At 59.4% G+C, this 461-nt stretch carries 1 protein-coding gene; it reads right to left on the bottom strand.

All coding sequences use genetic code 11. The features are described 5' to 3' along the window. Window positions 1-461: ABC transporter ATP-binding protein (locus tag AB1462_RS31935; protein ID WP_367249092.1), on the bottom strand; the 461-nt coding region annotated here is incomplete at both ends.

Raw genomic sequence — 461 nt, 5'->3', positions numbered from 1 at the left:
GAAGAGGTTCTGCGGGCTGCGATAGAGGTCGAGCGGCGAGCCGACCTGCTCGATATTGCCCGCATTCAGCACGACGATCTTGTCGGCCATGGTCATGGCTTCGACCTGATCGTGCGTCACATAAATCATCGTGGTCTTGAGCTGATGGTGAAGCTCGCTGATTTCCAAGCGCATGGTGCCGCGCAGCGCCGCATCGAGGTTGGACAGCGGTTCGTCGAACAGGAAGGCTTCCGGCTGGCGAACGATGGCGCGGCCGATGGCGACGCGCTGGCGCTGACCGCCGGATAGCTGGCCCGGCCGCCTTTCAAGATAGTCGGTCAGGTTTAGAACGCGCGCGGCATCCGTCACCTTCTTGTTAATGGCTTCCTTGCTTTCGCCGCTCATTTTCAGCGGAAAGGCGATGTTATTGTAGACCGTCATATGCGGGTAGAGCGCATAGGACTGGAACACCATTGCCAGCC

It is taken from the genome of Pseudomonas sp. SB113 (genome assembly GCF_040754745.1).
Classification (GTDB): Bacteria; Pseudomonadota; Gammaproteobacteria; order Pseudomonadales; family Pseudomonadaceae; genus Aquipseudomonas; species Aquipseudomonas grimontii.
Note: the sequence above shows the minus strand (reverse complement) of the source record. Positions and strands in the feature narration are given on the sequence as shown.